This window comes from Corynebacterium sp. ACRPZ, from assembly GCF_022346205.1.
Taxonomy (GTDB): Bacteria; Actinomycetota; Actinomycetes; order Mycobacteriales; family Mycobacteriaceae; genus Corynebacterium; species Corynebacterium lehmanniae.
Window position 1 is genome coordinate 122,026 of record NZ_JAKRMR010000002.1, and the last position, 12,819, is coordinate 134,844.

Sequence of the window (12,819 nt, forward strand, 5' to 3'; positions counted from 1 at the left end):
CAGCACCCGCGCCAGCAGAGGTCGACGCTCCCGCCCAAACTACACCACCGATGCGGTGTCGATTTTGAATTTTCATGATTCCTCCCATCGGCAGATATTCAGCGGCGGAGGGGCTCCCACCGTATGACAATTATCAAACCCGAGATCTTGTTGCACAAGTAGGAAAACCTGCTTTTTATGATTTAGCACACTACGGGCCGTTAGGCCCTGCCACCAACGACGCAGAGCTGGACGAGATCCTCAGCCCGATCGCCAAGGACCTGCATGGCTACGCCCAGGCCATCGACACGGAGCCCCGGGAAGGTATCGTGCGTGAGCCTTCGCTTATCGACGAGCTCCGCCCTCAACTCCCTTTCCGTTCTTCCCAACGCCCCAGTTCATGTGTGTCTTCTCGGTCCATCCCCATGCCTGTTAGACCCACGAAAACCCGCCTCGGTTCCCTCGCAGATTTATATTCAGCCAAACCCACAGCCCACACCCCATATAGACCGCTTGGTACGAAATGGCAGACAAAGCGGACTACATTGCTTGCCATGACGAACTCGAAGCAGAAGTACGACAACTCCAACGCCAGCGAATGGTCGTTTGGCACCCGCTCCATCCACGCCGGCCAGCAGGTGGATCAAGATTACGGTGCACGCAACCAGCCGATCTACATGACCACCAGCTACGTCTTCGACGACGCGCAGCACGCGGAGAGCCGCTTCAACCTCTCGGATGCGGGCCCGATTTACACGCGCCTGACCAACCCGACCCAGTCCGCGCTGGAGGACCGCCTCGCTTCCCTAGAGGGCGGCGTGGCAGCCACCGCGTTCGCCTCCGGCATGGCCGCCGAGACCGCCGCGATCCTCACCCTCGCCCAGGCCGGCGACCACGTGGTCACCTCCCCGCGCCTCTACGGCGGCACCGAGACGCTCTTCCAGCACACGCTGCCGAAGCTGGGCATCGACTTCACGTTCGTGGAGAACCCGGACGATCCGGAGAGCTGGCAGGCTGCGGTCAAGCCGAACACGAAGGCGTTCTACGGCGAGACCTTCGGCAACCCGATCGCGGACGTGCTGGACATCCCGGCCATTTCCGAGGTGGCCCACAACAACCAGGTCCCGCTGATCGTGGACAACACCATGGCCACCGCGGCGCTCGTCCGTCCGCTGGAGCTGGGCGCTGACATCGTGGTCCTTTCCACCACGAAGTTCTACACCGGCAACGGCGCGGCAATCGGCGGCGCGATCGTCGACGGCGGCTCGTTCGACTGGACCGTCGAGCGCGACGGAAAATCAGTCTTCCCGCTGTTTACCGTCCCAGACCCGGCCTACCACGGCCTGAAGTACGCGGACCTCGGCGCCCCGGCGTTTGCGTTGCGCGCCCGCGCCGGCCTGCTGCGCGACACGGGTGCGGCGATTTCCCCGTTCAATGCCTGGGTGGCGCTGCAGGGGATCGATACGTTGGCGTTGCGCGTCGAAAAGCATAATGCGAACGCGAAGAAGGTCGCCGAGTTCCTCGCAGCCCACGACAAGGTGGCCAAGGTCAACTACGCGGGCCTGGAGGGCTCGCCGTACAAGGCCACGCAGGAGAAGCTGGGCCTGAAGTACACCGGTTCGGTGCTCTCCTTCGACATCGCGGGTGACCAGGACGACAAGACCGCGGCCTGGAAGTTCATCGACGCGCTGAAGCTGCACTCCAACCTGGCCAACATCGGCGACGTGCGCTCCCTGGTGGTCCACCCGGCGTCCACGACGCACTCGCAGTCCGACGCCGAGGGGCTCGCGCGCGCCGGCATCACCCAGGCCACGGTGCGACTGTCCGTGGGCATCGAGGACGTCGAGGACATCATCGCGGACCTCGAGCGCGGCTTCGCGGCGGTGTAACGTCCCCGCGCCTAACCCGGCACCCCGTCAAAAATCCCCCGCAGCGCGCGACCTACTGAACGTAGGAAAAACTCCCCGGGATCGCGCAACGTACCGCTGCCAAAGTGGCCGAATACTTCGGCAGATATCAACCCGACGACCGTCACCCACAGGTCCATCCCCAGCTCCACCACGTCCGGGCTCAACCCGGGGGCCTCATCCCGCCCGATAGCATCGAGGTCCTCGGTCAACACGTCACCACGGGCCCCCGCCGTCCCGCGCGGCCGCACGTCCTGGAGAAGACCGCCGAGCAGCCCGATCACTCGCGTGCCAGCCGCACCTGTCACCTCCGCCGGAGCGTGAAAGTTGGCGACGGGACTGCCGTAGATCAATGCCCATCTCTGCGGGTACGCCAGCGCCCATTGTCGCATCGCCATCGCCAACACCCGGCACCGGTCTATCGCCGTCGTCTCTTCCGCCAACGCGTCCAGTTCCGACTCCACTGCATCAGCAAGTTGCGTGTACGACGCGGCAATGAGCGTAGTCAGCAGCCCGTCCCGATCGGGGATGTAGCGGTAAAGCGCTGACGGACTAACCCCGAGGTCGCGTGCCACTGCCCGTAGGTTCACCGCCTCCACACCCCCTTCATCAAGACGGGAAAAGGCAAGCTGTTCGATCCGCTTCTCAGTTTGGATCCTCGCCAGGGCTCGTGGGCCTAACTTCTCGACGGTCATGTCGCCACATTAACAAACGAGAACACTGTTCTTGTTCTGAGCGTCAGTGCAGTTTAGGATCAAACCGAGAACACAATTCACAATTAAGAACAGGGGTCTCGAAAAATGGGTTCGACACTGATCATCGGCTTTGGAGCGGTTGGACAGGCCGTGACGCGGCGTCTCATCGATACCGAATCACCTGTCACCGTGTTGGCGCGCTCCAATCGTCCGGTACCCGCCGGTGCCGATCTCGTTGTGGGAGATGCCGCGTCAGCCACCGACCTGCTGCGAGCGCTTGAAGCCAGTGGCGCCGACCGCGTCATTTGCTGCGTCCACGCTCCATACACTGAGGCCGCCTGGCGCGATCAGCTCATCCCATTAGAGCGAACAGTCCTTGGCGCCGCAGAGGAAGCGGACGCCCACGTCACCTTTCCGGAATCCGTCTATGCTTTCGGCCCAGACGAACATACGGTGACTGCGGAGAGCCGTGTGAGCGCGATCGTCGGCAAACCTGGAGTTCGTACCGAGCTGATTGCCGCACGCGACGCTTCCTCCGTCCCGACCGCTTCGGTGGTTGCCTCTGACTTGTACGGTCCCGGCTGCGGCGCTTCGATGGTCGCCCAATCGCTCATCATCGACCGGATACGCTCCGAAAAGCGGCCCCTGGCCCTGATCGATGCCGACACGCCCCATGCGTTCACCTTCGTCGGCGACTACGCACGAGCACTTGTCGACGCCTCGGCAAAACGCACCAGCGGAATCACCCTCACCCCCACAGCCGGACCGATTACGCAGCGCGAGTTCGCAACTCTCGCGGCGGGAGCTTACGGGGTTAAACAGCGCCGCCCGCTAACCCTTCGGCCGTGGATGCTGCAACTTGCAGGAATAGTCGATGAAAATATTGGAGGCTTACAGGAGATGACGTGGCTATGGGACAGCCCTCGAGCTCTCGAGTCCGACCTGGCCTGGGCACCGACCCCTTACCGTGACGGGCTTGCAGCTACGGCCTCTTTTGAATAAAAAGTAGACCGCTTAGTCCGCTTTGTATCTAAGCGGTCTACAGTGTGTTCCATGTGTGACACCAGCTCGGCCGCACCCCAGCTGCCCCCAGAGGGCGAACAGCGCGTCGTTTCCATTGGTGACCTCGCCACCGAGGCTGGCGTGACGATCCGCGACGCAAGCATTGCTTTTCGGCGCTGGGGCGCTTTCCGCGGCGACCTAGGCGGCAAGAACAACATCCTGCTGGTGGAACACGCGCTAACCGGTGACTCCGACGCCGCCGACTGGTGGTGCGAAGCCATCGGCCCCGGCAAGGCGCTGGACACCGACGAGTGGTGCGTGATCTGCACCAACGCGCTGGGCTCCTGCTACGGCTCCACCGGGCCAGCCAGCGAGCACCCCGATGGTGGTGTCTGGGGCTCGCGCTTCCCGGCGATCAATATGCGCGACATGGTCCACGCCGAGCGCGCATTTCTGGAAGCCCTGGGCATCGGGCGTGTCCACGCGATCATCGGTGGCTCCATGGGCGGCGCGCGCACCTTGGAGTGGACCCTGCTCTACCCCGAGGCCGTGGACTACGCGCTGGTGCTTGCGGTGTCCGCCCGGGCAAGCGCCTGGCAGATTGGTATCCAGTCCGCCCAGATCACCTCCATCACCCAGGACCCGGACTGGCACGGCGGCGACTACCACGGCACCGGCTGCGCCCCGGACGCCGGCCTGGCCGCCGCGCGCCGCATCGCGCACCTGACCTACCGCGGCGAGCTGGAAATCGACGAGCGTTTCGGCACCTCCGCCCAGGCGGGCGAGAACCCGCTCGGGCCGTTCCGCGCCGACGGCCAACGCTTCGCCGTACAGTCGTACCTGGAACACCAGGGCACAAAGCTCACCCAGCGTTTCGACGCCGCCAGCTACGTCACCCTCACCGAAGCGCTCAACCGTCACGACGTGGGACGCGACCGCGGCGGGCTGAACAAAGCGCTGGCCTCGTCGACGGTGCCGACCATGATCGTGGGCGTGGACACGGACATTTTGTACCCCTACCACCAGCAGGAACACCTCTCGCGCAACCTGGGCAACCTGCTCGCCATGGCGAAACTGTCCTCCCCCGTCGGCCACGACGCCTTCCTCGTGGAGGCCCGCCAGATGGACCGGATCCTGCGCAACTTCATCTCGCTGACGCACGAAACCCCATCCGCGCGCGAGGTCGCCGCGGAGCGCGGCGCCTACGACATCTAGAGTGGGGTTTATGAGTGATGCGATGACCCAAAGCACCTCTACTCTGGAAGTGGAGGAACTTGTACAGCTTGCGCGTAAAGGGACAATTCGCGTACCAGATTTTCAACGCCCTTTTCGGTGGCAGCAATCAGACGCAGTCAAGTTATTCGAAAGCATTCTCGAAGGCTACCCAATTGGCAACCTTCTGTTCTGGGAACGACCTGGGACTCACGGGACAGTTTCGCTCGGTGATCTAGACATAACCGCACAGCCCGACGCGCATGCGTTATGGGTAGTAGACGGACAACAGCGCACCACAGTTATCGTTAACGTCCTTACAGAAGGGACGACCAATCCTGCCTTCGATGTAGTTTATAATCTTCAGACAAAAGAAATTGTCGCCGCAGGTCGCGATCCCGACTCGGAGGTTCCTCTTTATGTCGCCACCGATCTTCAACGGATCCTTCACTGGGTGATCGATCACCCACTACACAAAGAGCATATAGACGAAATCAGTCGCGTCGGCGCCACTATTCGCCGCTACAAGATAGCAACCTTCACTGTCCGCGGACGAGAAGAACCTGTGGTGAGAGACATCTTCGATCGGCTAAACAACACCGGCAAACGCCTCACCCGAGCGGAGGTATTTCACGCTTTGCACCACAACGGAGGTGAAGAGCCGTCAGATTTAGAAGAGATAGCAGCATTCGTCGACGCTCATACAGGCTTCGGCACAGTACCCAAAAACGTGGCTCTCAACTGTGTTCTCGCAACTAGAGGGCATGATATCAGTCGAGATTTACACCATGAGTTTCTTGACGACGGTGACCGACTCTCCGCTTTCGAAAGCACAGCGGCAGCAATGCGTAGCGCAATCTCATTTTTGCAACAGCATGCTGGTGTCCCCCATTATGACTTCCTGCCATATCCGAACCTGTTAGTAGTACTGACTCGTATTTCCCGGTACTTCGCGACTGAGCTTTCTAACAATCCCCGGGCAGTCGACCGACTGCGCGTGTGGTTCTGGCGGGCAGCCTCCCGCCCACAATCTGCAACCACCGCAGAAGCGCGCAAGTTACTTGGATCAATAGAAGAACATTCCTTAAGCAGCACCCTACAGTCCCTTTTGGATAGCCCATTCGAACTACGAGCGTTATCTGTGGCACCAATGCGGAAAGGTACCGCTGCCTCGAAAATCCTCTCTTGCCTGTATTGGATGCACGACCCTCTTTCATCTACAACCGGCGAACCAGTAACCGTCGACCAACTTGCTTCGATGGAAGGATCACATCTCACACAGGTACTCCCACGTACGAAGCTACCTTCTTCATTTTCCTCCAGTTTCGCGAGATTTCTCTTAGACCCTTCTCTAGACGGGGTAGACCTACGTGACTGGCAAATCGAGGCTCCGTCGCACTCGTATCTGGAATCTCATTTTTTTGACCCTGCGACAGTAGGAGTAGGCGACGTAGCGGAGTTACTAAGACAGCGCTCCGACCTGATGCAGAAATACTTTGATGGAAAATTGGCTAAATTAACTCTTGTCACCCCTAATGGCAAAGGTGCTATTGAACCTGAATTGCTCGAGCTCCCAGAGGCCGATGAATGAGCGACCTACAAGCGACTGTTTTCTTACACGGAGAGGCCGTCGGAGATTTAAAACAAGTTGGAAACGATCTTACTTTTCGGTTCCGCGAAAGTTATATCACCGACCTCCGTCGCCCTACCCTCGGGACACACTTCAACGCTCATCTACATAATTCTTTCGTCGGGTCAGTCGCCGCTCCTACATGGTTCGACCACCTGCTGCCAGAAGGGCAACTGAAGAAGCTTGTTGAACATGCGTTTCACCGGTCAAACTTAAGTAAGTTAGAACTATTACTGGCTCTGGGGCACGATCTCCCCGGTGCAGTCGAGATTTTGCCTGCGCAAGAAACCTCCCCATACTCCCCTACTCACAGATCCACTCCTCCAGAACAAATTTCATCCGCGTCAGATTCAGAGGTAAATCCACTCCGCTTCTCTCTAGCTGGCTTAAATCTTAAGTTCTCAGGAGCCAACTTAGGCGAGAGGTTCGTCGCCGGAGCGAAAGACGCAAGCGGCAAGCCCAGCATCCTCAAACTCCCTGACTCAAGATTCCCCAACTTGCCGGTCAACGAGAATCTCACCATGCGACTCGCTTCGGAAGCTGGCATCAACGTTCCGCAAACTTCCCTCGTCCATCGCGAAAATATCGAGAACGTAGCGGAACATAACTTCGCAGGAGAAGCATGGGGTTACATGATCGATCGTTTCGACCGGGCCCCCAACGCGCGAGTGCACATCGAAGATTTCTTGCAGGTAAGGGGTCAAGAACTGAGCGACGCAGCAAAATACACCGGAAACCAGCAAACTCTTTTCAACATTGTTCGTAGTTACACCGACATGGGAGACTATGTCGAGGCGATCCGTCGCTTTGTGTTTAACTGTCTAGTCGGAAACGCGGATGCGCATTGGAAGAACTGGTCGCTGATATACCCTGACCGCGTTACACCCAAGCTGTCCCCAGCCTACGACCTAGTCACAGTCGGATACTACGCCGATAAGGTTTACGGACCTGGTTTGAACGTAGATACAGACCTCGCATTGCCGCTAAACAAGGCCAAGACAATTGAAAAGTGCACTGTCAAACAGCTAAAGACAGTTTCGGGTCCTCGCCTCCTAAATGATCCAGATTTCCCAGACCGTGTCATAACTTTAACCCGAGAAATTAGAGAAACTCTTCTTGACGCAGAGCCCAACCACCCACTGGAAGAACCAATTCTACAGTATATCCAGCGTGTCTCCGTTCCAGCGTTGCGTTGGATATGAAAATTCAACGTTCACTAAGACCCCAGCGAGTCCACCGACCAGGACAACCACAGCATGGCCGCGCCAAGGGCGGTGGTAAACAGCGCGTCGAAGCGCCTCGAGCGCACCGCCACCAAGCCGATCACCTTCGAATCGCAGGTCAGGCGCATCACGGTCAGCCACAGCATGGCCGCGCCGAGCGTGAACGTGGCGCGGCGCCAGTGCTCCGTGGCGGCGTAGACGCCGGAGAGCACAAACCCCACCACAAACAGCGCGCTCATCGCGCGCTGCACCGCCACCGGCAGCGGCGAGGCGGCCGTGCCGCGGTCGTGGGGGTTGTCCAGCGTGAGCCCGTCGGGAAGCTCCGTCCCCGGCAGCTGGATCCTGCTGCTGCCCAAACCGGCGCCTTAGCTCGCGTCCTGGCCGATGTCGGCCTGGCGTTCTGCGTTTTCCACGATGTTGCGCACCAAGAACGTGCGCGTCATCGGGCCCACGCCGCCCGGGTTCGGGGAGACCCAGCCGGCTTTCTCCCACACGTCCGGGTGCAGGTCGCCGACGGTTTTGCCGCCGACGCGGGAAACGCCGACGTCGAGAAGCGCGGCGCCTTCCTTGATCATGTCCGCGGTGATCATGTGCGGCTTGCCGGCGGCGGCGATGATCACGTCCGCGCGGCGGGTCTCCGCGGCGAGATCCTTGGTGCCGGTGTGGCACAGCACGGTGGTGGCGTTGACGTCGCGGGCGGTGAGCATCAGCGAAATCGGGCGGCCCACGGTCACGCCGCGGCCGATCACGCACACGATCGCGCCGTTCAGATCCACGCCGAAGCGCTCCAGCAGCTTGATGGAGCCGTTCGGGGTGCACGGCAGCGGCGCGGGCTCGTTGAGCACGAGCTTGCCCAGGTTCACCGGGTGCAGGCCGTCGGCGTCCTTCGCCGGATCGATCAGCTCCAGGATGCGGTTTTCGTCCAGGTGCTTCGGCAGCGGCAGCTGGACAATGTAGCCGGTGACGGCCGGGTCGTGGTTCAGCTCGTCGATAAGCTTCTCCAGCTCCTCCTGGGTGCAGTCGCCCGGCAGCTCCTTCATGATCGACGCGATCCCCAGCTCCTCGCAGTCCTTGTGCTTCATGCGCACGTAGTTCTGGCTCGCCGGGTCCTCCCCCACCAGCACCGTGGCCAGGCCCGGGGTGACGCCGTGCTCAGCCTTGAGACGAGCCACGCGCTCCTTCAAATCCGCGAAAATCTCCTCGCGGTAGAGTTTTCCGTCCAGTTTGATCGCAGTCACGGCCCCAATCCTAGACTGTCAGGCGTGCTCCACCTGATCTACGACAACCCGGCCATCGGCGGCAACGCCGGCGCCGCCATCCGCCTCGCCGCCAACACCGGGGTACAGCTGCACTTCGTCGAGCCGCTCGGCTTCAACTTCGACGACAAGCACCTCAAACGCGCCGGCCTGGACTACCACGACCTGGCGGACGTGATCATCCACCAGGACATCGACGCCTGCTTCGATACCATCCCCGACTCGCGCATCTTCGCGTTCACCGCGCACACCGAGCACCACTACCACGAGGTGTCCTACCGCGACGGCGACGCGCTGCTGTTCGGCAACGAGGCCAACGGCATTCCCGTTGAGCACCTCGCCCACCCGCGGATCACGCGCCACGTGCGCATCCCGATGCTGCCGGCGCGGCGCAGCATGAACCTGACCAACTCCGCGTCAGTCGCCGTCTACGAGGCGTGGCGCCAGCTCGGGTTCCTCGGCGGGGTCTAGATCCTCGAGTACCGATTCCAGACGATCCGCAACCAACAGCCGGACATCTTCGTCCGTGACCTCAGATGAGCCGACAGCGACCAAGAATCCTTCTTCGTTTCTCACGATTCTTGCGACCATGTGCCCAGTGTATGTTGATCGCTTCCGGCTGAACAGTAGTAAGTGAATGCTGCTTATCCCATCTACAAACGGGGGTAAAAGTGATCAGTTTTACCTAGCTACTTGGCTGTTGATATATATTTTGCATCAACGGTCCCCCTGCAAAGCCTCTCCACGATGCGCCACCAGGGGTCCTTTCTTATAAAGCGAGCGAGAATCTTGAGCATCAAGCCATATAGCCAAACATCGCACAAATAAATAGCGTAGAAACACCGTGACATCCTGAACTTGTCGTAAGCTCAGTCGCCGTCTACGAGGCGTGGCGCCAGCTCGGGTTCGTCGGCGGCATCTGACAAGGGGTCCGTGACCTGCATCGGCGGGAGCTTGCGGGCCCGCAGCTTATCGACGATTTCACGCGCCTGCGCCTCCCCCACATCGCGCAGGGAGACACTGAACGGGCCGGGCACCATGTCCAGGTCCACGTTGGCCAGGCCGAGGACGCGCTGCAGCGGGCCCTGCTCGAACGCCAGTTCCTGGATGTGGGGGGTTTCCACCATCTGGTACCAGCGGCCCAGCCGGCCGGCCGTCGCGGCGACTGCGCCGTCGCGGATGGTGACGGTCTGGCGCTTCCAGTCGATCGGCGAGACCCACCAGGCGTTGCGCGGCGAGCGGTAGTCGGCGTTGGCGAGGTCCGTCAGGTCGTTGCCAGTCATCGGCCCGATGGCGTCCACCATCGCCTTCGCCTGCTCCCACGTGCCCACCGGCAGCAGCTTCGAGGTGCCGGTCTGCTTGTTGCGCTCCGAGCCGTAGCCCGCCACCACGACAGAGACGGTCCACCAGCCAAACAGCCGCCAGAACATCGGCTGGCGCAGCTGCACCGCGTGGATGCGCGAGCGAGGCACCGCTTGACGACGCCGGTTGGCCAGCCCGTACGTGAGGTGGAACATATCCCCCTCCTTGATGCAGGTGAACCGCCAGGACTGGTCGATGGTGCGCCAGATCCGTGGCAGGAAACCCACCAGCACCGGGATGATCGCGGCGGCGGTCAGGTCCGTCCAGATCGGCACGAACGCCCACGCAATGGTGAACAGCGTGGACATCTGGAATGCGGTGCCGATGAGCGACCTGCGGATCGGGATTGGGGGGACGAGGTTCGGGCCGGAGGCGTCGATAGGCAACTGCTTCTGCGGCCCCCCGATGCGGCGCAGCAATTGCGCGCGCACCTCCTCCGCTTCATCGCGCGGCAGGTAGGTGATGTCGATGGCGGACTGCGCGTTGCCGGCGGCCTCGATGCGTACCGACGCGAGACCGAAGATGCGCGGCGCGAAGGACTCGATGACGTCGACGGCCTGGATGCGGTCGTAACGCGCGGAGCGGACCTGGTTGGTGAGCACCCCGCGGCGCACCTCCACCTCCTCGTCGCCGATTTTGAAGCCGCTGCGGCGCCACCAGATCTGGGAAACCGCGAAAATCACTGCGAGTGCGGCGACGGCACCCGCCGCCGCCCACGCGATCTCGCGCGCGCCGACGTTTTCACGCTGCGCCCAGTGGTAGATCGGCATGGTGAAGTTGAACAGTGCGATCGTGGCCAGGGCCAGCACGAACGCCCACACGCGAAGCAGCGGGGTGAGGCGGTGGATGCGGCGGTAGCCCTCCATGCCGGGGGTGGTGTGCTCAGTGCTCACAGGCCGCTCATCCGCTCGCGGGCTTTGACGGCCAGACGGTCGCGCAGCGCGTCGGCGTCCTCCGCGAGCAGGCCCGGAAGATCCGAATCCGACGAGCTCGACGCCGTGTGCACCTTCAGCTCCTTCAGGCCGAGGGAGCGGGAAATCGGGCCGGACTCCACATCCACGAACTGGATACGCCCGTACGGGATCACCGTGATGGTGTGGAACATCTTGCCCTTGCTCAACACCAGCTCATTGTCCGTTTCCAGCCAGCCCATGTTGCGCACCTGGAACGGGATGAGGAAGAACCGCCAGATGAAAAAGACGCCGAACAGCCCCAGCGGGATGAGAAAACCCCAGCCCCACTCGCGGTAGCAGAGGTAGAGCCCGCCGCAGATGAAAAACATCCAGATGGCGTTGCTGACCAGCTTCGGCCACATCAGTTTCGGGGAGACCTTGTGCATCGTCTCCACCGAGGTGGGCAAAGGCTGCAGCGGCGCGTCGGACATGGCGCTCACGCTACCAGCTCGGGGTGGTTGGGCTGTTCCGGCGTAGATGCTTACCCCAGGATGCTTACTCGGCGTAGATGCTTACTCCAGGATGCTTACCCATCGAGTACGGCGGCTGGCATCGCCCTGGCTCTCTCGAGAAGTAAGCGTTTAGAAGTAAGCATCCTGGGGTAAGCATCCACAGCCAACACCCGGCACAGCCACCCGGTCACACACCCATCACCAGAAAACGCGCGACCCGTGTGGACTACGACAAGTTCTCCTGCTGCTTCGGTGCCGTCGACGCACTGTTCGGTATCCGCCCAGCGCAGTTTTACGGCAACGACGACACGCTAGAGCATCGGGCCGCCTCGCGTGCCAAACAGTTGCGACCTCCTGTTTCGCACTGTACGATTTCTTCCACGGAGCCGGGTTTTCCGGCGAATAGGCAACGGCCCCCACCTCAGTTGTGGGGGCTGTCCTCATTTCAGTGGTGACTGGTTGAGCGCTTCTAAAATCCAGCGTTCACGCCGAAGCCACTCACCAAGTTTCGGATTAATCATTTTGCAGAGTTCAACGCTGTCTTGGTGCGCCTGTCTCACTGCATTCTCCTCCGAAATAATCGGCCTGTGATGCGAAGCTCGGTTTCGGATGGTCCGCAAACTATTTGCTCGAGAAGAAAAGTTCGTCTCATCCGCGTGAGTTAACCGTGGGCGGATCGCTTCGACCCACAGCACGTGCCGAGGATTTCTGTCGTTTTGGTAATGGGACGTCGGCAACAGCTGGGTCCACGATCCAAAACTTAATCCAGCCACATAATCATTATGGGTAGGGTTCGGCCCAGCAGTTTTCAAATCGGCGAATGACCTCAGCGGCCTTTTCGGCTGTGCCACCACTGTCGCGAGCAAATCAACTGGGTCGGTAATCCACTCCCGAGTTCCGCCGTGTTGGATATTCCACTCCGCAAAACTTTCGTCGATGACTGTTCTCAGCTGCACCTCTGCAAACCCTGTGGTTCGGAGAATCGCTGCAGCAACATAGGAGTTCCAGAGATAAATCTGAGCAGCAACCAAAGGCCCTTTTTGCCCGGCGAGATCCATGTACCTTTGTCGTCTCGCTTCAGGTAGCGAGCCCAGAATGATCTCCGCCGAGGTTTTTGTCACCGGATTGGTCGAAATTTTCATTTTCCC

General features: G+C 60.8%; 12 protein-coding genes. 6 read left to right on the plus strand and 6 right to left on the minus strand.

The annotated features are described in order from the left end of the window. Positions 1-533: 533 nt before the first annotated feature. On the plus strand, positions 534-1,868 hold the full coding sequence (locus MHX64_RS01990) for an O-acetylhomoserine/O-acetylserine sulfhydrylase (protein WP_239357059.1): 1,335 nt from the start codon (positions 534-536) through the stop codon (positions 1,866-1,868). Between the two features lie 11 nt (positions 1,869-1,879). On the opposite strand, the gene MHX64_RS01995 is transcribed toward MHX64_RS01990, so the two are convergent. Further along, on the minus strand, positions 1,880-2,581 hold the full coding sequence (locus MHX64_RS01995; RefSeq protein WP_239357060.1) for a TetR/AcrR family transcriptional regulator: 702 nt from the start codon (positions 2,579-2,581) through the stop codon (positions 1,880-1,882). A gap of 105 nt (positions 2,582-2,686) precedes the next feature. Between MHX64_RS01995 and MHX64_RS02000 the strand changes: the two genes are divergently transcribed. The 4 genes from MHX64_RS02000 to MHX64_RS02015 are packed head-to-tail and all read left to right on the plus strand — an operon-like array spanning position 2,687 to position 7,627. Beyond that, positions 2,687-3,583, plus strand: coding sequence for an NAD-dependent epimerase/dehydratase family protein (locus tag MHX64_RS02000; protein WP_239357062.1), 897 nt, complete (start codon positions 2,687-2,689; stop codon positions 3,581-3,583). 51 nt (positions 3,584-3,634) lie between these two features. Further along, on the plus strand, positions 3,635-4,798 hold the full coding sequence (locus tag MHX64_RS02005) for a homoserine O-acetyltransferase (protein ID WP_239357063.1): 1,164 nt from the start codon (positions 3,635-3,637) through the stop codon (positions 4,796-4,798). Between the two features lie 10 nt (positions 4,799-4,808). Then, positions 4,809-6,386, plus strand: coding sequence for a DUF262 domain-containing protein (locus MHX64_RS02010; RefSeq protein ID WP_239357064.1), 1,578 nt, complete (start codon positions 4,809-4,811; stop codon positions 6,384-6,386). Beyond that, a complete protein-coding gene (locus MHX64_RS02015) occupies positions 6,383-7,627 on the plus strand; it encodes a type II toxin-antitoxin system HipA family toxin (protein WP_239357066.1) in 1,245 nt (414 codons plus the stop codon). Before MHX64_RS02010 ends, MHX64_RS02015 begins: the two co-directional genes overlap by 4 nt. 14 nt (positions 7,628-7,641) lie before the next feature. Here the strand turns inward: MHX64_RS02015 and MHX64_RS02020 are convergent, their stop codons facing one another. Both MHX64_RS02020 and MHX64_RS02025 read right to left on the minus strand, forming a co-directional pair. Next, positions 7,642-8,004: a DUF3017 domain-containing protein gene (locus MHX64_RS02020; protein ID WP_239357068.1), complete on the minus strand. Its 363-nt coding sequence runs from the start codon at positions 8,002-8,004 to the stop codon at positions 7,642-7,644. Positions 8,005-8,013: 9 nt separating this feature from the next. After that, entirely contained in the window at positions 8,014-8,886 is an 873-nt protein-coding gene (locus MHX64_RS02025; RefSeq protein ID WP_239357070.1) for a bifunctional methylenetetrahydrofolate dehydrogenase/methenyltetrahydrofolate cyclohydrolase, read from the minus strand. Positions 8,887-8,901: 15 nt separating this feature from the next. On the opposite strand from MHX64_RS02025, the gene MHX64_RS02030 reads away from it, so the two are divergent. Next, positions 8,902-9,375 (plus strand): tRNA (cytidine(34)-2'-O)-methyltransferase, encoded by a 474-nt coding sequence (locus MHX64_RS02030; protein WP_239357102.1) that lies wholly within the window; start codon positions 8,902-8,904, stop codon positions 9,373-9,375. Between the two features lie 398 nt (positions 9,376-9,773). Here MHX64_RS02030 and MHX64_RS02035 read toward each other — a convergent pair whose 3' ends face one another. From MHX64_RS02035 to MHX64_RS02045, 3 genes are all read right to left on the minus strand, one after another. Continuing rightward, complete coding sequence (locus MHX64_RS02035) at positions 9,774-11,159, minus strand: PH domain-containing protein (protein ID WP_239357072.1); 1,386 nt, start codon at positions 11,157-11,159, stop codon at positions 9,774-9,776. Then, entirely contained in the window at positions 11,156-11,650 is a 495-nt protein-coding gene (locus tag MHX64_RS02040) for a PH domain-containing protein (RefSeq protein WP_239357074.1), read from the minus strand. Before MHX64_RS02040 ends, MHX64_RS02035 begins: the two co-directional genes overlap by 4 nt. A 461-nt stretch (positions 11,651-12,111) precedes the next feature. Beyond that, entirely contained in the window at positions 12,112-12,813 is a 702-nt protein-coding gene (locus MHX64_RS02045) for a hypothetical protein (protein ID WP_181889877.1), read from the minus strand. Positions 12,814-12,819 lie beyond the last annotated feature (6 nt).